Source organism: Nocardioides sp. F233 (assembly GCF_057813895.1).
In genome coordinates, this window is the sequence record NZ_JBVASH010000003.1 from 602,779 (window position 1) to 620,467 (window position 17,689).

Below are 17,689 nucleotides of genomic sequence, written 5' to 3' on the forward strand. Positions count from 1 at the left end.
TTCGGTGCCATGACGAACCCCGCGGACCTGAAGTACACCGTCGAGCACGAGTGGCTGCGGCAGCCCGGTGAGAGTGCCGGCTCGGTGCGGGTCGGGATCACCGACTACGCCCAGGACGCCCTCGGCGACATCGTCTACGTCTCGCTCCCCGAGGTCGGCGCAGCCGTCACGGCCGGCGACTCGTGCGGCGAGCTGGAGTCGACCAAGTCGGTCAGCGACGTCTACGCCCCGGTCACCGGTGAGGTCGTGGCCGTCAACGAGGCCCTCGACGCCACCCCCGAGCTCGTCAACACCGACCCGTACGGCGCCGGCTGGCTCTTCGAGGTCGTCCCGGCGGACGCCGGCGACCTCGACGGACTCCTCGACGCTGCCGCGTACGAGGCCCAGCTCGACAACTGATCCGGTAGGTTCGTAAGAGACCCACCGTGAGGAGCAACTGATGCCGTTCTGCACCGCCTGTGGTCGGCAGAACCCCGATGACGCCCGCTTCTGCTCGCAGTGCGGGACCCGCCTTGTCGCGCCTGAGCCGGCGCCCCTGACCGACGCCACCGCGACGATCCAATTCGGTGGTGGCGCGGGTGCTGGTGCCGGCGTCGAGACCTCCGACCGCGCCCTGAGCCCGGTCGACGCCGCGGCCGTCGACGCCCTGCCGATCGGCCATGCGCTGCTCGTCGTGCAGAAGGGACCGGGCTCCGGCAGCCGGTTCCTGCTCGACGCCGACGAGGTCAGCGCGGGCCGTCATCCCGAGAGCGGGATCTTCCTCGACGACGTCACGGTCTCCCGCCGCCACGCGGTCTTCCGCCGCGACGGTGACACGTTCACCGTGGAGGACGCCGGCAGCCTCAACGGCACGTATGTCAACCGGGACCGGATCGAGAAGGTCCAGCTCAAGGACAGCGACGAGGTCCAGGTCGGCAAGTACCGCCTGGTCTTCTTCGCGGGTCACGAGAGCGCCTGAGCATGACCGCTGCCGTCGCTCGGGGCGAGCGGGAGCCACGGCTCAACATCGGCCAGGTGCTCGACCGGCTGCGGGCCGACTTCGAGGACATCAGCATCCCCAAGATCCGGTTCCTGGAGTCGGAGGGGCTGGTGAAGCCGGAGCGCACGCCGTCCGGCTACCGCAAGTTCTCCGAGGCCGACATCGAGCGGCTGCGCTACATCCTGCGGATGCAGCGCGACCACTACCTGCCGCTCAAGGTCATCGGCGAGCACCTCGACGCCATCGACCGCGGACTGGCCCCGCCCGAGCCGGAGCCCGTCGTCCCGACCGTGCCGACCGTCGCGCTCGGTGCCGACGGACTGCCCGCGCCCGAGTCGTTCCGCCGTACCGACCGGTTGCGGCTCTCGCGCAAGGAGCTCATCAAGGTGGCAGGGATCGACGAGGACCTCCTCGGACAGCTCGAGTCGTTCGCTCTCATCAGCTCCTCGGCGACCGGGCACTACGACACCGACGCCCTGGTGATCGCGCAGACCGCACGCGAGCTGGCCGACTACGGCATCGAGCCGCGCCACCTGCGCGCCTTCCGCACCGCGGCCGACCGCGAGGTCGGGCTCATCCAGCAGGTCGTCACACCGCGCAAGGGCCGCGACGCCGGTGCGAGCGCTCGCGCGGAGGAGGCGGTCAGCGAGATCGCCGCGCTCTCGGTGCGCCTCCACGCGACCCTGGTCAAGGCCGGCCTGCGTCGCATCTGAGCCCTCCTGAGCGGCTCGACGCGACGCAGTAGGCTGGACGCATGCGCGAGGTCGACGTGATGGGTGTCCGGGTGGAGATGCCCTCCAACCAGCCGATCGTGCTGCTCCGGGAGGTCGCGGGTGACCGCTACCTGCCGATCTGGATCGGCGCCGTCGAGGCCACCGCGATCGCGTTCGCCCAGCAGGGCGTCGTCCCGCCGCGGCCACTGACCCACGACCTGATGCGCGACGTGCTCACCGCGACCGGCAACGAGCTGAGCGAGGTCCGGATCACGGATGTGCGCGAGGGCGTCTTCTACGCGACCCTCGTCTTCGCCTCCGGCGTCGAGGTGAGCGCGCGCCCCTCCGACTCGATCGCCCTCGCCCTGCGCACCGGTACGACGATCTACTGCTCCGAGGAGGTCCTCGCCGAGGCCGGGCTCGCCGCGCCCGCCGAGGAGGAGGACGAGGTCGAGGCGTTCCGCGAGTTCCTCGACCACGTCTCGCCGGAGGACTTCGGCGCCGAGGGCTGAACGAGCTGTCAACCTCAGCCTCAGGTTGAGGGTTTTCGGCGACACGCCCGGCCACGTCTTTGACCGGCCCGACACCCCGGACGTACCTTGAGGGAGTCGAAATGACAGCAGTGCAATCCCCCTTGCCTGAAGCGCCGCGACCTGGAGGTTCCGTGAACGAGCAGCAGCCCGAGAAGGTCGGTCAGGACGTGACCGCGGCGACTGCTGCCGCGCAGGAGCAGGGCCTTCTGTTCACCGACGACGTCTCGCCGCTGCCCAGCGACCTCGGCTACCGCGGGCCGACCGCGTGCAACGCCGCCGGCATCACCTACCGCCAGCTGGACTACTGGGCCCGCACCGGCCTGATCGAGCCGAGCGTGCGCGGCGCCAAGGGCTCCGGCTCGCAGCGTCTCTACAGCTTCCGCGACATCCTGATCCTCAAGATCATCAAGCGGCTCCTCGACGCCGGCATCTCGCTGCAGAACATCCGCACCGCGGTCAGCCACCTGCGCGAGCGCGGCACCGACGACCTCACCCAGGTCACCCTGATGAGCGACGGCGCCTCGGTCTACGAGTGCACCAGCAACGACGAGGTCATCGACCTGCTGCAGGGCGGCCAGGGCGTCTTCGGCATCGCCATCGGTGGCGTGTGGCGCGAGATCGAGGGCACGCTGGCCGAGCTCCCGAGCGAGCACGCCAACGAGTCGGAGCAGACCGGCCCCGTCGCCGGCGACGAGCTGGCCGCGCGCCGCGCTGCCCGCCACGTCGGCTGAGCACCCACCGAACGAGGTCAGCCGCACAGGCGTCGTACCTGTAGGCTGTACCTGCTGTTGATGCTGCACGGGAGAGTCAGGCCCCGTGCCTGCGCCGAAGGGGCAATCCCTCCCCGGAACCTCTCAGGCGCCAGGACCGTGCGGAGCAGGCAACTCTGAAGGCGCAGTGACGCGCTGACAGAGGGGGAGGGCTCGATTCATTTCATCGACCCGACCCGAGGAGCACCTCTGCTCATGAGCGCACCCTTCGTCAACCGTCACATCGGCCCGGACGACGCCCAGGTCGAGACCATGCTCGACCGTCTCGGCCACGCATCTCTCGACGCCCTGATGGACGCCGCCGTCCCGAAGTCCATCCGCTCCACCGACCCGCTGGGCCTGCCCGCCGGTGTCGACGAGGAGACGGCCGCCGCCGAGCTCCGCGCACTCGCCGGTACCAACGTGCCGGGCGAGTCGATGATCGGCATCGGTTACCACGCCACGGTCACCCCGGCGGTCATCCGCCGCAACGTGCTCGAGGACCCGAGCTGGTACACCGCCTACACGCCGTACCAGCCGGAGATCTCGCAGGGCCGCCTCGAGGCGCTGATCAACTTCCAGACCATGGTCGCCGACCTGGCCGGCCTGCACACCGCCGGCTCCTCGCTGCTCGACGAGGGCACCGCCGCCGCCGAGGCGGTCGCGCTGGCCCACCGCGCCAACCGCAAGGCCGCCGGCCCGTTCGTCATCGACGCCGACGCGCTTCCGCAGACCATCGACGTCGTCGCCACCCGCTGCGAGGGCCTCGGCATCGAGATCCTCGTCGCCGACCTGACCGACGGCCTGCCCGAGGGACCCGTCTCCGGCGTGCTCATCCAGTACCCCGGTGCGTCGGGCCGCGTGGCCGACATCAAGCCGGTCATCGACGCCGTCCACGAGCACGGCGGCCTGGCCGTCGTCGCCGCCGACCTGCTCGCGCTGACCCTGCTCGAGGCGCCCGGCGCCCTCGGTGCCGACGTCGTCGTCGGCTCGGCCCAGCGCTTCGGCGTCCCGCTGTTCTACGGCGGCCCGCACGCCGGCTTCATGGCCGTCCGCGAGGGCCTCGAGCGCCAGCTGCCCGGCCGCCTGGTCGGCGTCTCCGTCGACGCCGAGGGCCACCTGGCGTACCGCCTCGCACTGCAGACCCGCGAGCAGCACATCCGTCGCGACAAGGCGACGTCGAACATCTGCACCGCGCAGGTGCTGCTCGCCGTGACCGCCGGCATGTACGCCGTCTACCACGGTCCCGACGGGCTGCGGGCGATCGCCGGTGACATCCACGGCCTGGCCCGTCGCGCTGCCGCGTCCTTCGAGGCGGCCGGCATCGAGGTCGTCAACGACACCTTCTTCGACACCCTCAACGTCCGGGTTCCCGGCCGCGCGGAGGCCGTGGTCGCCGCTGCCCGCGAGGCGTCGATCCACCTGCGCCTCGTCGACGCCGACACCGTCGGCATCTCCTTCGGTGAGACCGCCCGCGAGGCGACGCTGGTCGGCTTCCTCGGTGCCTTCGGCGTGAGCGAGGTGTCGGCCGAGGGCGACGCCGGGCTGCCCGAGGACCTCGAGCGCACCACCGAGTTCCTCACCCACCCGGTGTTCAACACCCACCACAACGAGACCTCGATGCTGCGCTACCTCGCGCGGCTCTCGAACCGCGACTACGCGCTCGACCGCGGCATGATCCCGCTCGGCTCGTGCACGATGAAGCTCAACGCGACCACCGAGATGGAGCCCATCTCGCTGGCCGGCTTCGCCAACCTGCACCCGTTCGTGCCGGCGGCCGACGCCGACGGCTACCGCCAGCTGATCGACCAGCTCGAGGGCTGGCTCGCCGAGGTCACCGGCTACGACCGGGTCTCCATCCAGCCCAACGCGGGTGCCCAGGGCGAGTACGCCGGCATGCTGGCGATCCGCAACTACCACCGGGCCAACGGCCAGGGTCAGCGCGACGTCTGCCTGATCCCGTCCTCCGCGCACGGCACCAACCCGGCCTCGGCCGTGATGGCCGGCATGAAGGTCGTCGTGGTCAAGGCCAATGAGGACGGCACCGTCGACCTCGCCGACCTGCGGGCCAAGTGCGAGCAGCACTCCGAGACCCTCGCCGCGATCATGGTCACCTACCCGTCGACGCACGGCGTCTACGAGGAGACCATCACCGAGCTGTGCGACCTGGTGCACGAGCACGGCGGTCAGGTCTACATCGACGGCGCGAACTTCAACGCGCTGCTCGGCTACGCCGCGCCCGGCAAGTTCGGCGGCGACGTCTCGCACCTCAACCTGCACAAGACGTTCTGCATCCCGCACGGCGGCGGCGGTCCGGGCGTCGGCCCGGTCGCGGTGCGCGCCCACCTGGCGCCGTACCTGCCCACGCACCCGCTCCACCCCGACGCCGAGCGGCGTGAGGGCACCGGCGCGATCAGCGCGGCGCCGTTCGGCTCCGCCGGCATCCTGCCGATCTCGTGGGCCTACATCCGGATGATGGGCGGCGAGGGCCTGACCCGCGCCACTGCGATCGCGGTGCTCTCGGCCAACTACGTCGCGGCGCGCCTGGGCGAGCACTTCCCGGTGCTCTACCGCGGCGAGTCCGGGCTGGTCGCCCACGAGTGCATCCTCGACCTGCGTCCGATCACCGCGGAGACGGGTGTCTCGGTCGACGACGTCGCCAAGCGGCTCATCGACTACGGCTTCCACGCCCCGACCATGTCGTTCCCGGTCGCCGGCACGCTCATGGTCGAGCCGACCGAGTCCGAGGACCTGGCCGAGCTGGACCGGTTCTGCGACGCGATGATCGCCATCAAGGGAGAGATCGACCGCGTCGCCGCCGGCGAGTGGGCCGTCGACGCGTCGCCGCTGCACCACGCCCCGCACACCGCCCGGACGCTCGTCGGCGAGTGGGACCGCTCCTACTCCCGCGAGGTCGCCGTCTTCCCGGCCGGCATCTCGCCCGACAAGTACTGGCCGCCGGTGGCCCGCATCGACCAGGCGTACGGCGACCGCAACCTCGTGTGCGCCTGCCCGCCGATGGACGCCTACGCCGAGTGACCCCTCGGTGAGGTCGTACGACGACGCGCTCGCGTCGCTGCAGGCCGCGGGTCGGCTGCCGTCGGTCTCGGCGGCAGTCGCCCGCGGAGGCATGCCGGTCTGGCAGGGCTGCGTGAGCGTGCTGCCGGACCAGGAGGTGACCAGCGCGTCGTCGTACCGGATCGGGTCGATCACCAAGACCCTGACGGCCGTGCTGGTGATGCAGCTGCGCGACGAGGGACTGCTGGCCCTCGACGACCCGATCGGGCGGTTCGTGCCGGAGGCCGGCTATGCGTCAGCCACCGTGCGTGGCCTGCTCGCCCACACCGCGGGCCTGCAGAGCGAGCCGGCGGGTGCCTGGTGGGAGCGGGTCGACGGCGGCACCGTCGACGAGCTGCTCGCCGCCAACGACGGCTCCGGCCGGGTCGCAGCGGCGGGGGAGTCCTACCACTACTCCAACCTCGGCTTCGCGCTGCTCGGCGAGGTCGTCGCCCGGCTGCGCGGCGGGTCCTGGTGGGATGTCGTGCAGGCGCGGCTGCTCGCCCCGCTCGGGATGGGCGCGACGTCGTACCACCCACCGGCCGACCACGCGCCGGGCCGCAGCGTCGACCACTTCGCCCACACGCTCTGGGCCGAGCCGCACTCGGACACCCGCGCGATGGCACCGGCCGGGCAGCTGTGGAGCACCACTGCTGACCTGCTGAGGTGGGCGGACTTCCTCGCCACCGGACACCCCGACGTGCTCGGCGCCGACACCCTCACCGAGATGGCCGAGCGGGCCACGCCCGCCGAGGCGTACGGCCTCGGGCTGCGGGTGCTCTGCGTCGACGGCCGCACCCTCGTCGGCCACACCGGCTCGATGCCGGGATTCATGGCCTCGCTCTTCGTCGACCGGTCGACCCGCGACGCCGTGGTCGCCCTCACCGACGCCACCACGGGGCTGCGCGCCGAGCGGGTCCCGGCGCGCTTCCTCGCGCCCTATCCTGGCGCTCCGGCGCCGACGGTGACGCCGTGGCGTCCGTCCCTCCGGCCGGTGCCGGACCGCGTGGGCGAGGTGCTGGGCGTCTGGTTCTGGGGCAACACCGGCTTCGGCATCGAGTGGCGCGACGGTGAGCTCCAGGTCCACGACCTGCGCACCGGCGAGCTCGAGGAGCGCTTCCGTCCCGAGGGCGAGGGCTTCCTCGGCATCGAGGGCTACCACCGCGGCGAGACGCTCCACCTGCGGCGGCGGGCGGACGGCACGGTCGGGCACCTGGAGTGTGCGACCTTCGTCTGGACCCGCTCGCCGTACGACCCGCAGGCACCGATCCCCGGGGGTCCTGCTCCGCAGGCGTGACCCGAGGGGGCATGATGCTCCCGTGAACGAGAACACGTTCCAGTTCGCCTGGTTCCAGCAGTCCGCCGCCGGCTTCGACCCGCTGCCGCTCGCGCAGAGCCTGTGGCGCGACGACCAGATGCACGGCGTCGCGGTCAGCGGCCTGCTCGCCCGCGCGCTCGAGCACGCCGTCACCGAGGCCGGCCGCACCGACCTGGTGCCCGCGCGGTACCACGTCGACCTGTTCCGCCCGGCCCGGATGATCACCACTACGGCGTCTGCCCGGATCGTCCGCGAGGGCCCGCGCCTGGTGCTGCTGGACGCCACCGTCGAGCAGGAGGGCGAGGTCGTCGCCCGCGCCGGTGCCACCTTCCTCGCTCCGTCCACGAACGCCGCAGGCGAGGTCTGGGCCGCACCGGGGGAGCGGCCCACCCCACCGGCCGCGGACCTGCTGCCCACGCCCGGCGAGCACCACGTCCCGTGGTTCGCCAGTGCCGCGCCGTGGTCCGACAACTTCGGCGACCACCAGAACGGTGGGCGTCACCAGACCTGGCAGACCGCCGTCCCGATCGTGTACGGCGAGGAGTGCACCCCGTTCCAGGCCGTGGCCTCGATCGCGGACGCCACCAGCATGGTCACGAACTGGGGCAGCCGCGGCGTCGAGCACATCAACACCGACATCGACCTGGCCCTGTGCCGCCGGCCCGACAGCGTCCGACTCGGGCTGCGTGCCGCCGACCACGTCTCGTCGGACGGCATCGCCGTCGGCACGGCCGAGGTCTTCGACTCCACCGGGGTGATCGGGACCGCCACCGTCACCTCACTCGCCAACACCCGCCGCACGGTCGACCTGTCCGGTGGGGTGGAGTCGCGCGGCGCCGTCTGAGGCGTCCGGTCAGCCTGCTTTGGTGTCGTCCACGATCTCGGCGTCGACCGCGAGGTCGAAGTCGAAGGTGAGCTCCTCGCGGTCGAGGTCGGCCAGCGCGGAGAACTCGCTCGAGGTGAGCGCCTTGGGGGTCTCCTCGATCTCGGTGGGCGCGGGGATCGTGGCGACCGGGTCGGCGGCGTTGAGCTTGCGGGCCGCGGGGAGGACGGAGCGCTCGAGGGAGCCGGTGAAGGTGTTGTAGTCCTTCACGCTGCGCTGGATCGAGCGGCCGAGCTTGTCGACGTGCTCGGAGAGCTTGAGGATGCGGCGGTAGAGGACCTGGCCGAGCTCGAAGAGGACCTGGGCGTCCTCGGTGAGCGCCTCCTGCTTCCAGGTGAAGGCGACGGTCTTGAGCAGGCCCCACAGGTTCGTGGGGGTGGCGAGGACGATGCCCTGCTTGAAGGCGTGCTCCATCAGCGAGGGGTCGACCTCAAGGGCAGCGTTGAGGAGCTGCTCGTTGGGGATGAACGCGACGGTGAACTCCGGGCTGATCGCCAGGCCCGTCCAGTACCCCTTCTGGGCGAGGGTGTCGACGTGGCCACGGACCTTGCGGGCGTGGTCCTCGAGGAGGCGCTGCCGCACCTCGGGCTCGAGACCCTCCCGCTGGGCGTCCATGAACGCGTTGTAGGGGACCTTGGCGTCGATCGCCATCTGCTTGCCGCCGGGCAGGTTGATCACCATGTCGGGACGGCGGGCACCGGAGTCGGCCTCGACGGAGTGCTGGAGCTCGAAGTCGACCCGGTTGAGCAGGCCGGCGGTCTCGACCAGGGTGCGCAGCTGGGTCTCGCCCCAGGCGCCGCGGACGGCGTTGTTCTTGAGGACCGAGGCCAGCGTGTCGGCGGCCTTGCGGGAGTCCTCGACCGAGCGCTGGGTGTGCTGGATCTGGGTGGCGAGCTCGGTGTGCTGGCGCACCCGGGCCTTCTCGAGCTCGTCGACCTTCTGCTGCATCGAGCGGAGGTGCTCGACGACGGGAGTCAGCGTCTTGAGGACCTGGGTCTGGCCGGACTCGCCGCGCTCACGCTCCTGCTGGGCCTGGCGCTGCTGCTCGACCAGGGCGCGGTAGCGGGCGCGGGCGTCGTCGACGGCGTCGCGCAGCTCGTCGACCGTGGCCAGGGCCCCGGTCAGCTCGGCCTGCACCGCAGCACGGGCGGCGGCCTCCTCGGCGCGGGCCTCGGCGGTGTGCGACTCGCCTTGGAGCTGGACCCGCTGGACCTCGTGGCGCAGCTCGGCGAGCTCAGCCTCGTGACGGGCCGCGACGACCTCGGGAGCCTCGCCCGGAGCGACCTCCGGAGCAGCGGGCACGAGCGACTGGCGCACCATCCAGCCGACCCCTGCACCGAGCAGGAGACCGACGAGGAGAGCGAGGAGGATGGCCATGGGTGCAGTCAAACAGGAGGGCCCGACAGAACCCCTCGGGGCGCGCCGGAAGTGGCCGGATCAGGCGTACCGAACCGTCCGGTCGCCCTTGGTCCAGCCGTACAGCGCGAGCCCACCGGCACCGGCCAGCCGCACCGACAGGCCGGTCGGGGCACCGACCGCGACGAGCGCGCCGATGCCGCTGGCGACCGCCTTCTGGACGAGCTCGAACCCGGCGCGGCCGCTGACGACGAGCACCGCCTCGGCCGACGGCGCGCCGGCCAGGATCCGCGAGCCGACGACCTTGTCGACGGCGTTGTGCCGCCCCACGTCCTCGCGTACGGCGACCAGGGTGCCCTCCGCGTCGAAGAGCCCGGCCGCGTGAGCACTGCCGGTGCGCTCGAAAAGCAGCTGGTGCGGCCGCATCAGGTCGGGCAGCCGGCGGACCAGCTCGGGGGAGGGGAGTGGTCCCGACCAGGGCAGCGACGGCCGGCGGGCGAGCACCTCGTCCACCTCGTCGGTGCCGCACACCCCGCACGCCGCCGACCCGGCGCTCAGCGCGTCGAGCTGGCTCGGTACGCGCGACGGCACCTCGTCGAGGGTGACGGTGACGACGTTGAACTCCTGCTCGGGCCGGAGCTCGACGTCGGTGCAGTAGGCGACACCGGCCGGGCGGCCGAGGCCCTCGTGGTGCACCCAGCCCGCAGCCAGCTCGAAATCGTTGCCCGGGGTGCGCAACGTCGTCCACACCCGTCGCGCCGGAGCGCCCGGCCAGGCCAGCCGGATCTCGAGCGGCTCCTCGGTGAGCACCCGGTCCTCCGGCCGGCGTACGTCGTCGCCGCGGTGCTCCTCGACCCGCAGCCGCGTGGTCGGCCCCGGGCGCCGTGCCTTCACACCGGTCACAGCACGGCCCGCCGCCGGCGGAGCTCGTCGAGCCGGTCGGTCAGCCGGCGTCGTACGGCGCCCGGCAGGTCCTGCTCGAGTGCTGCGACAGCCGCGGCCTCGGTGGCGTCGTCGAGGTGGGTGATGGGGAAGTAGGCGTCGACGACGTCGCCCTGCACCCAGCCCTGGTGGGCGGCGATGATCGCGGGCAGCTGCTCGAAGTAGGCGGTCGCGAACGCGGCGGTGATGTCGCGCTGGCCGGCCTGCCACAGGCCGTTGCCGGCCGCCTTGACCTCGTAGTTGGGGACCGAGACCTCGCCGGTCGCCCGCGCCCAGGCGAACTCCTTGGCCTCGACGGTCGGCAACGAGGAGACTGCGCGCGCGTGGTGCACGGTCGTCGCGCCGCTGCGCTCCGCCTCGAGCGCGGCGTCCAGCGAAGCCCGGTCGGTGGCGCCGAGCTCGGCCAACCGGCGGCGGGCCTTCCAGCGCAGGTCGTTGTCGGCGGCGATCCCGTCGGGCAGGTGCTCGCCGGCCACCCAGCGCTCGAGCTCGCCGGCATCGGAGGCCGACAGCACCGTCGCCCGGAAGGCCGACAGCTGCAGCTCGGAGGCGGCGTCGGCCGCGTCGGCCGCACGGCGTACCGCGGCGTGGAACCGTTCCGTCGTACCGGCCGGTGCCAGCGGCAGCACGGTCTCCAGCACCCACGGCAACAGGTTGCGCGCGCCGTCGGAGGTGTCCTCGACCGGCGGAGCGGTCGCGAGCAGCTCGGCCACCTGGGTTGGGGTGACCGCACCCTCGAACATGCCCAGCCGGACGCTGTTCCACATCGTCGCGCGCAACTGCGGGTCGGTCATCGCCGGCGCCAGCGTCGGCAGCGCCGCCATCGTCAGCGCGTCGGGCGGGCTGACCGCCCAGGTCGTCTCGGTGGCGTCGAGGAGGGTCGGCGCGTCACCGACCTCGAACGGGGTGGCCGGGCTGTCGACGACGAACGGGCGCTGGGTCCAGCCGTCCGGACCGTGGGTGGCGACGACGAGGTCGTGGCGGCGGTCGGCAGGGTACGCCGCGGGCGACGTACGACGGACGACACCGGCAGCGCGGTCGACGTCGAGCCGGTCCGCGCCCGGCGTGAGCAGCCAGTCCTTGATGAACCCGTCGAGACTGGCGCCGCCGGCCGCCCGCTCCCAGCTCGCGAACAGGTCGTGCATCGTCGCGTTGCCGAACCGGTGCAGCTCGAAGTGCTCGCGCACGCCGCCGAGGAAGGCGTCGTCACCGAGCCGTCGGGCGAGCTGGCGCAGCACGTTCGAGCCGCGCGCGTAGGAGATGCCGTCGAAGTTCTGCAGCGCCGAGAGGGCATCGGGAGCGGCGTTTCCGGCGACGGGGTGCGTCGTCGGGCGCTGGTCCGCGGTGATGCCCCACGTGCGACGGGCGTACGAGTCGTGGAGCGGTCCGTCGGCGTACTCCGTGGCGTCGGTGATGACGCGCAGGCCCATGTACTCGGCGAAGGACTCGTTGAGCCACAGGTCGTCCCACCACTGCGGCGTGACGATGTTGCCGAACCACTGGTGGGCCATCTCGTGGGCGATGATGTTGGCCCGGAAGCTGCGATCGGCCCGGGTGCTCGCGCCTTCGAACAGCAGCGGGTCGCGCAGCGTGACGCAGCCGGGGTTCTCCATCGCACCGGCGTTGAACTCGGGCACGAACGCCTGGTGGTAGTCGCCGAACGGGTACCGGATGCCGAACAGCCGGTGCAGCTCGTCGAACGACTGCCGGGTCAGCGTCAGCAGCTCGTCGGCCTCGCGGTCGAGCGTCGCGGCGAGGCTCTGCCGCGAGCTCAGGCCGAGCGGGATGCCGTCGTGCTCGTCGCGGATCAGGTGGTAGGGGCCGGCCACGACAGTGACGAAGTACGTCGCCAGCGGCTCCGTCGGCCCGAGCGCCCACTGCTTCGTGGTGCTGTCGCCCCCCGTCTCGGTGGCCGGGGCGTTGCCGACGACCAGCCAGTCGGCAGGCGCGGTGACCCGCATGGAGTACGGCGCCTTGAGGTCGGGCTGGTCGAAGCATGCGAACACCGACGGTGCCGCGTCCATGAAGGACATCCCGTAGACGTAGGCCTTGCCGTCGACCGGGTCGACCGAGCGGTGCAGCCCCTCGCCGTCGTTGCGGAAGGCCATCGTCGCCTCGACGACGAGCTCATGCTCGCCGGCCGCGAGGTCGAGGCCGAGCCTGCCGTCGGCCAGCTCCTCGACGTCGAGGGGCTGGCCGTCGAGCCGGACCGCGTGCAGCGCCCGCGGCTTCACGTCGACGAACGTCTCCGCCCGCACGCTGCGGAACCGGATCGTGGTCACCGAGCGGAAGGTCTCCTCGCTCAGCGACAGGTCCAGCTCGACGTCGTACGACGACACGGTGAGCACGCTCGCGCGGTGCTCGGCTTCGGCGCGGGTGAGGCTCATCCCGCCAGCCTAGAACTCAACCGGGTGCGGGGTGGATGTGGGAGGGTTCGGGCCATGCGTCCGTGGACCCAGGTGCCGCCCCAGCAGGGCCGGCGGTACGTCATCACCGGTTCGAACGGCGGCCTCGGCCTTGAGACCGCGCGGATCCTCGGGTCCCGCGGCGCCGAGATCGTGATGGCCTGCCGCAGCGTCGAGAAGGCCTCCGCCGCCGCCCGGACCGTGCCCGGTCACGACAAGGGCCGGGTCGAGGTGCGCCAGGTCGACGTGAGCTCACTGGACTCGGTCCGGCTGTTCGCGAAGGGCCTGGAGGCCGACGGCCGGCCGGTCGACGTCCTCGTCAACAACGCCGGCGTGCTCGGCGTACCCCACTCGGTGACGGCCGAGGGCGTCGAGATGCACTTCGCGACCAACTACCTCGGGCACTTCCTGCTGACGCAGCTCCTGCTCCCCGTGCTCACCGACCGCGTCGTCGTGATCAGCTCCCGCGAGCACCGCTCCGGCCAGATCGACCTCGACGACCTGGGCTGGCAACGCCGCCCCTACCGACCCTTCCAGGCGTACGGCGACTCCAAGCTCGCCGACCTGCTCTTCATGCGCGAGCTGGACCGTCGCCTGCGCAGCCAGGGCTCCCACCTGCGCGCCGTCGCCGCCCACCCGGGCGCCTCCGCCACCGCGATCACCAGCGGATCCGGCCACCCGGTCGTCACCGCCATCGGTCACTACGGCCAGCAGCTCGTCGGCATGCCCGCCTGGCGCGGCGCCCTGTGCACCGTCTACGCCGCCACCATGCCCGTCGACGGCGGCACCTACATCGGCCCGCACGGCCGCACCGAGCTGTGGGGCTGGCCCGCGCCCGCCCGGATGTCGCGCAAGGCGGACGACGAAGTGCTCGCGCGGGCGTTGTGGGACCGGTCGCTCGCGCTCACCGGGCTCTGATCGAGGCGACACGGTGGAGCTGATCGAGGCAGCCTCCGCTGAGCTCGCCCGCGTCGTACGGCTCCTGCCGGCCGGGTCATGGGACCTCCCGACACCGGTCGGCGTCACGGTGCGCGAGCTCGTCGAGCATGTCGTGGCCGGGAACTGGTTCACCGTCGCCCTGCCCAGCGGCCGCAACGCCGATGCCCCGGGTCTCGGCGACGACGGCTGGTCGCAGTGCGAGCAGAGCCAGTGACGAGCCTCGAACCCGGCGGTCCTCCACCTGGATGTCGGTGGGCTGCGGTCGCGTAGCCGGCACAGACCTTTGAAAGGCGCAGCGACGAGGAGGGTGCGTAGGGGCTGGGTTCCGCGGTCGGCCCGCCTCCCCGGATGTCGAGGAGGTCGCGCAGCGACCGTCACGAGACCACCGCAACAACCTCGAAAAACCGCTAGGAACAAGGCGAAAGTCCTCCGTCAACACTGGCCGTTCGAACATGTGTGCGATAGAATCAGACCATGATCTCGGACCTCTCGGAAGCCACACCGGAGCAGCTGCTCCACGCTTCCGAGGGCAGTGTCCGGGAAGGCCGGCTCCTCGAGGTCCGCAAGCTCGAGTTGCTGCTCGCCTGGGCCGACCTCCACTCCAGTGACCCGCAGGCCGAGCCCGACGCCGTGCCCGTGAGGTTCGGTGGTCCGAAGCTGATCAGCCTCGGCGGCGACGGCACACCCGAAGTGGTCGACCTCGCGCTGGTCGAGATTGCGATCGCCCGCCACGAGAACGTCCTGGCGACCCGCAGCGCGCTGGCGGATGCGTTCGACCTGCGCCACCGGCTCCCTGCCGTGTGGGCCGGCGTGAAGGACGGACGCTGCGAGGTCTGGGTGGTGCGGAAGGTCGCCCGGATGTCGCGCAAGCTCGACCGCCACCAGGTCCGGATCGTCGACGCTGCGGTCGCCGCCGCCCTCGACGAAGCACCCTCGCGGATCCTCGCGATCGCGGAAGCCAAGGTGATCGAGGCCGACCCGGTCGCCCACGCCGAGCGGATCAGCGACAACCGCAAGGGCAAGGGTGTCTGGTACCCCCAACCCCGCCCCGGCTCGCAGGTCGACGACACCGACAACACCGCCGGTATCGGAGTCGTGTTCGCGCGGATCGACGAGGCCGACGCCGCCGAGCATGCTCGGATGGTCGAGGACCTCGCCACCGCGCTCGCCGAGCATGCCGACGTTCCCGACGGCGCAGAGCCGCTGGGCATGGACCATTGGCGCGCCGAGGCGTTCGCGATGCTGGCGGACCCTGCTGCGGTGCTCGCGTTCCTGCACGGCGTCGAGGCCGACCCCGAGTCCAGTAGCGCCCCGGCCGCATCGGCCGCCGAGATCGTCGTCCACGTCGCCCAGCAGGCCGACGGCAGCCTCGGCCCGCTGGCCCGGGTCGAAGGCCTTGGCCCGCGGTTGCTCGACCAGGTCCGCGGCCTCCTCCGCCGCCATGCCAACGTCACGGTCTCCCCGGTGATCGACCTCCACGCCGGCAGGTCGGTCAACGGCTACGAGCACCCCACCGACGTGAAGCGCCGCACCGAGCTCAGGACGATCGGGGACGTGTTCCCCCACGCCACCGGCATCTTCAGGAGAAGCGGCCGGGCGCCGGATCACGACCACACGACGCCGTACGACAGGCACGGTCCACCCGGCCAGACCGGCGACCACAACGACACCCCACTCACCCGGCATCATCATCGGGCCAAGACACACGTGCGTGGCTACACGGTGCTGCAGCTCGGCCCCGACAAGTGGGTCTGGGGCACACCCCACGGCCTCTACCGACTGGTGACCAGCACCGGCACCACCACGATCACTCGAGCCGAGTACCAGCTGCACGCACAGCAGGCGATCGTCCTCGCCGACCACTACGCCGCCTGACCCGGACACGCCCACCGAGGCGTCTCGAGAGGCAGCGGCTACCTGGTGCCGAACCCAGCGTGGTCTGCGATGGAGAGCTGGTAGGCCCACCAGGTCTCCATGTCCTCCAGCCACTCGACAGGCAAGTCCTCGTGGTTGACGCGAATGGTCGTCCACGGGCTGCCGGCGGCATCCCTGGACTGGTCCAGGGTCACCGTCACTCTGCTCTCCTGGGGAAGCACCAGCGTGCCGTCACCCCACGACTCGCCCCGCATCCAGTTCCATTTCCGGACCGCGCGCTTCGGTCGGTCCACCTCGATGAACGACTACCGGATCGAACCACGTGAGCCTGTCAGCTGATCGGCGTGGTCGTCCGAGCTGGCGAAGTGCTGGGTCTCTGGGGCGTACTCGGGCTCCGGGCCGGCGGAGAAGCCCCAGGTTCCCCCGGGCACCCACGCATGACTCCACGTCGTCACGTGGGCACAGATCGTGAACAGCTTGCGGCGGGTACCGCGGATGGTGCGTTCGACCTCCACGGAACCTGTCGCGCCTGAGAGGCTGCGAGCCCCGGGGGCCTGATCGACATCGCGGGCGATCCTGGCCGAGGCCGCAAGGCCGGCCTCGCCCCCGGGAACCACGAGTGCGGGCGGTGGCCCAGCGAGTCGCTCCAGGGCGAACGCACTCGTCATCCGCACGCTCGCGGGCGCGGAGGGGGCGGCAGGCCACGCTTCCAGCAGGTACCACTCGACCGGCTCCTCGCCGTCCTCGTCCGCCCGGCCGTGATCAGCACCTCGACCGCGTGCGCTGACCCGCAACCGATACGCCCCCGGCTTGTCGACGAGCGGGACGGAGGGGTCGCTGTCCACCAACTCGGTGACCAGCAGTGGTCCTGGGGCGTTCAGGCTGAGCTCGACCACGTCCTCCCACTCAGCATCGGGTTCACCCGGATGAGCCTCCAGGAGACGGGTGGTCACCGAGAAGGGCCCCCATTGGTCCCCGGACGTGATCAACAGCTCCCCGTCGGCCGCGAGGTCGGCGCCGGCTTGGACCAGTGTGTTGTCTGCCTCGTCCCAGGACTCGACGCGGAGAGGTTCGAGATCGTGCCCTCGGACGGCGATGGCGCCCTCGTCGGACCCGAGGACGACGTTCCGCTCCATCTGCATCGACGGCTCCTCAGTACGACGGGCCGAGCTCAAGCGTCAGCCGATCTTGATGCTCTCGAACGTGACCGGCGTGTTCGGCCGCCCGCCACCGCTCTGTGCCCAGTACCCGTCGTTCCCGCTCGCGGTCGCCTTCTTCAGCGTCGCGATCGACGCGGCGTCGAGGTGGCCCCAGACGGTGTAGTCCGGCGGGAACTGGGAGTCGCCGAAGACGATGAAGAACTGGCCGCCACCGGAGTGGGGCTGGCCGGTGTTGGCCATGGCGAGGGTGCCGGCCGGGTAGGTCTCGGTGCCGTCGACCTCGTCGGGGATCGTGTAGCCCGGGCCGCCGGTGCCGGTCTTGGGGTCGGCGTCGGCGGCCTTCGGGTCGAAGTACGGGTCGCCGCACTGGAGGAACTCGAAGCCGGGGTCGTTGCCCTGGCGGTGGCACGAGGTGTTGTCGTAGTAGCCCTGCTTGACCAGGGAGACGAAGGACTCGACGGTGCAGGGCGCCTTCTCGGCGTCGAGGGTGACCGTGAGCTTGCCGATCGAGGTGGTGAGCACCGCCGCGACGTTGCTGGTGTACTCGGGCGTCGTCGGCGGCATCTCGACCTTGCGCGCGGGCTCGCCGTCCTGGGCCCAGTCACACTGGCCGGCGGCGTCCGGCGTACCGGCCGTGGTCGCCTCCGTCGTCGCCTCAGTCGTCGGCTCCGCCTTGGCGGGGTCCTTGGCGGTGTCGTCGCCACAGGCGGAGAGGGACGCGAGGAGCAGCAGGGCCGGGACCCCGGCGAGCAGGCGAGAGCGCATGGCCCGCATCGTACG

17 protein-coding genes and 1 riboswitch are annotated in these 17,689 nt (G+C 71.6%); of the genes, 11 read left to right on the forward strand and 6 right to left on the reverse strand.

Going from position 1 to position 17,689, the window contains the following annotated elements; translation table 11 throughout:
* The first annotated feature begins 9 nt into the window (after positions 1–9).
* The 8 genes from gcvH (at position 10) to ACZYRU_RS14260 (ending at position 8,193) form a co-directional block, all read left to right on the forward strand.
* Positions 10–399 (forward strand): glycine cleavage system protein GcvH, encoded by a 390-nt coding sequence (gene gcvH, locus ACZYRU_RS14225; protein ID WP_488957745.1) that lies wholly within the window; start codon positions 10–12, stop codon positions 397–399.
* A gap of 40 nt (positions 400–439) precedes the next feature.
* Positions 440–958, forward strand: a complete 519-nt coding sequence (locus ACZYRU_RS14230) for an FHA domain-containing protein (protein ID WP_488957746.1) — start codon at positions 440–442, stop codon at positions 956–958.
* Positions 959–960: 2 nt separating this feature from the next.
* Positions 961–1,692 (forward strand): transcriptional regulator FtsR, encoded by a 732-nt coding sequence (gene ftsR, locus ACZYRU_RS14235; RefSeq protein ID WP_488957747.1) that lies wholly within the window; start codon positions 961–963, stop codon positions 1,690–1,692.
* 41 nt (positions 1,693–1,733) lie between these two features.
* The gene (locus tag ACZYRU_RS14240) at positions 1,734–2,204 is read left to right on the forward strand and encodes a bifunctional nuclease family protein (RefSeq protein ID WP_179726065.1); all 471 of its coding nucleotides are present in this window, start codon (positions 1,734–1,736) and stop codon (positions 2,202–2,204) included.
* 101 nt (positions 2,205–2,305) lie between these two features.
* On the forward strand, positions 2,306–2,956 hold the full coding sequence (locus ACZYRU_RS14245) for a MerR family transcriptional regulator (RefSeq protein ID WP_488957748.1): 651 nt from the start codon (positions 2,306–2,308) through the stop codon (positions 2,954–2,956).
* Positions 2,957–3,014: 58 nt separating this feature from the next.
* Positions 3,015–3,105: riboswitch (glycine riboswitch) on the forward strand.
* An 85-nt stretch (positions 3,106–3,190) separates the two neighbouring features.
* Complete coding sequence (gene gcvP / locus ACZYRU_RS14250; RefSeq protein ID WP_488957749.1) at positions 3,191–6,013, forward strand: aminomethyl-transferring glycine dehydrogenase; 2,823 nt, start codon at positions 3,191–3,193, stop codon at positions 6,011–6,013.
* 7 nt (positions 6,014–6,020) lie between these two features.
* Positions 6,021–7,328: a serine hydrolase domain-containing protein gene (locus ACZYRU_RS14255; RefSeq protein WP_488957750.1), complete on the forward strand. Its 1,308-nt coding sequence runs from the start codon at positions 6,021–6,023 to the stop codon at positions 7,326–7,328.
* Positions 7,329–7,350: 22 nt separating this feature from the next.
* Entirely contained in the window at positions 7,351–8,193 is an 843-nt protein-coding gene (locus ACZYRU_RS14260; RefSeq protein ID WP_488957751.1) for a thioesterase family protein, read from the forward strand.
* Positions 8,194–8,202: 9 nt separating this feature from the next.
* Here ACZYRU_RS14260 and ACZYRU_RS14265 read toward each other — a convergent pair whose 3' ends face one another.
* The 3 genes from ACZYRU_RS14265 to pepN are packed head-to-tail and all read right to left on the reverse strand — an operon-like array spanning position 8,203 to position 12,917.
* A complete protein-coding gene (locus tag ACZYRU_RS14265; RefSeq protein ID WP_488957752.1) occupies positions 8,203–9,609 on the reverse strand; it encodes a DNA recombination protein RmuC in 1,407 nt (468 codons plus the stop codon).
* 60 nt (positions 9,610–9,669) lie between these two features.
* A complete protein-coding gene (locus ACZYRU_RS14270; RefSeq protein WP_488957753.1) occupies positions 9,670–10,482 on the reverse strand; it encodes a formate dehydrogenase accessory sulfurtransferase FdhD in 813 nt (270 codons plus the stop codon).
* A 5-nt stretch (positions 10,483–10,487) separates the two neighbouring features.
* The gene (gene pepN / locus ACZYRU_RS14275) at positions 10,488–12,917 is read right to left on the reverse strand and encodes an aminopeptidase N (protein ID WP_488957754.1); all 2,430 of its coding nucleotides are present in this window, start codon (positions 12,915–12,917) and stop codon (positions 10,488–10,490) included.
* A 54-nt stretch (positions 12,918–12,971) separates the two neighbouring features.
* Between pepN and ACZYRU_RS14280 the strand changes: the two genes are divergently transcribed.
* From ACZYRU_RS14280 to ACZYRU_RS14290, 3 genes are all read left to right on the forward strand, one after another.
* The gene (locus ACZYRU_RS14280; protein ID WP_488957755.1) at positions 12,972–13,853 is read left to right on the forward strand and encodes an oxidoreductase; all 882 of its coding nucleotides are present in this window, start codon (positions 12,972–12,974) and stop codon (positions 13,851–13,853) included.
* A gap of 13 nt (positions 13,854–13,866) precedes the next feature.
* Positions 13,867–14,088 (forward strand): hypothetical protein, encoded by a 222-nt coding sequence (locus ACZYRU_RS14285; RefSeq protein WP_488957756.1) that lies wholly within the window; start codon positions 13,867–13,869, stop codon positions 14,086–14,088.
* Between the two features lie 260 nt (positions 14,089–14,348).
* Positions 14,349–15,749 carry a hypothetical protein gene (locus tag ACZYRU_RS14290; protein WP_488957757.1) on the forward strand — a complete coding sequence of 467 codons (1,401 nt, stop codon included), beginning with the start codon at positions 14,349–14,351 and terminating at the stop codon, positions 15,747–15,749.
* Between the two features lie 38 nt (positions 15,750–15,787).
* Here ACZYRU_RS14290 and ACZYRU_RS14295 read toward each other — a convergent pair whose 3' ends face one another.
* From ACZYRU_RS14295 to ACZYRU_RS14305, 3 genes are all read right to left on the reverse strand, one after another.
* The gene (locus ACZYRU_RS14295) at positions 15,788–15,949 is read right to left on the reverse strand and encodes a hypothetical protein (RefSeq protein WP_488957758.1); all 162 of its coding nucleotides are present in this window, start codon (positions 15,947–15,949) and stop codon (positions 15,788–15,790) included.
* Positions 15,950–16,054: 105 nt separating this feature from the next.
* Positions 16,055–16,891: a hypothetical protein gene (locus ACZYRU_RS14300; RefSeq protein ID WP_488957759.1), complete on the reverse strand. Its 837-nt coding sequence runs from the start codon at positions 16,889–16,891 to the stop codon at positions 16,055–16,057.
* A 36-nt stretch (positions 16,892–16,927) separates the two neighbouring features.
* Complete coding sequence (locus ACZYRU_RS14305; protein ID WP_488957760.1) at positions 16,928–17,674, reverse strand: peptidylprolyl isomerase; 747 nt, start codon at positions 17,672–17,674, stop codon at positions 16,928–16,930.
* Positions 17,675–17,689: the final 15 nt, after the last annotated feature.